This window comes from Phocaeicola coprocola DSM 17136 (genome assembly GCF_000154845.1).
GTDB lineage: Bacteria > Bacteroidota > Bacteroidia > Bacteroidales > Bacteroidaceae > Phocaeicola > Phocaeicola coprocola.
The window spans coordinates 1-1,245 of sequence record NZ_DS981448.1; the positions used below are offsets into that span (position 1 = coordinate 1).

Annotated in this window: 1 protein-coding gene; it reads left to right on the forward strand. The window is 32.7% G+C overall.

Features of this window, described 5'->3' with window-relative positions:
* Positions 1–359: 359 nt before the first annotated feature.
* The gene (locus BACCOP_RS02735; RefSeq protein WP_007558971.1) at positions 360–1,034 is read left to right on the forward strand and encodes a hypothetical protein; all 675 of its coding nucleotides are present in this window, start codon (positions 360–362) and stop codon (positions 1,032–1,034) included.
* Positions 1,035–1,245 lie beyond the last annotated feature (211 nt).

The window sequence follows — 1,245 nt, forward strand, 5'->3', positions numbered from 1 at the left end:
AGCAACGAATTGTATAGTCTGCTATATTCCTAATGGATTTAAAGATAAAAAGAAAAATCAGAACATCTATATAAAGAAAAAAAGTTACGATGATTCTGATGTTCCCAAAAAACATATTGAGGAATTAGTAGATTACAACGGCATTAAATATCTTGAATGGTTTAAAGCCGAAGGATAATTATAATGGTATAGATTAGGTCGTCTATCTGCCATAACCTTTTATGGTAAAGATGATAAAAATATGAGCAGCTAATAGTTGAGTTGAAAAAAGAACAAATTGTGCGACTAACAAGCGGCTTAACCTCCCCTGAAAAAGGTCGGTTAGCCACCAAACATTATCGACCTGAAAAGAACAAGAAATGAAACCAAGAGATATATTTATTAAAGCCTGCAATGAGATAGCTATTCCTTTTATCGCAATGGGATTTAAGCCGTCTAAAAATGGACAATGTTTGAAAAAGATTTCAAAAGACAAAAATTTGACTTTTGAAATATGGTTTCGTTCAAGTGTATATAATTCATCTTGTAGTGTGGCTATATATCCACTGATTACGATTACCTGTAAAAACTTGAAAAAGTGGGTGCAAGAAGAGAATCTCAATGTCAATGATGATGGCTTAGTATATCATAATCATATTGGATACCTATCGCCAATAAATCAATATCAATCTTGGGATCTTGCCGGACTAAGCTATGCTCCATCAGTAAAAACAATAATTGATTTACTTGAAAAATATGCTTGTCCGATATTTGATTTATTTGAGAATAGACAAATGGCTATTGACTTCATTATGCAACATGGCTGTTGTTTCAATCAATACACGAAAGACTCTCTCCTTGCCCTGCCATATATGTTGAGATATGGTGAAAAGGAACAAGCCGAGAACTACTTCAATCATTACATACATTCAAGTAAATGTCGAAATAGATTTGTAAAAGCCTATTCTCAATTAGAAAAGAATGAAGTAATTGATTGTGGATTAGATAATCGTTTCGTAATACTTGCATATAGTCAAAAACTAAAAATAAAATAGGTCGATAACAAACAGATGAAACTTTTAAGGTGGTTTATCCGCCGAACATTATATGCCATGTATGAAAAGGATAAAATATTAAATTCATTTCCTCCGGATCTCGCAAAAGATGTACGGAGAGTATTGGATATGCTTTGTGATGAAAAATGATGATATAGCAGCCGATACTATATCGTCATCTTGGAGGTTTGAATATAGCATTTCCAGAACG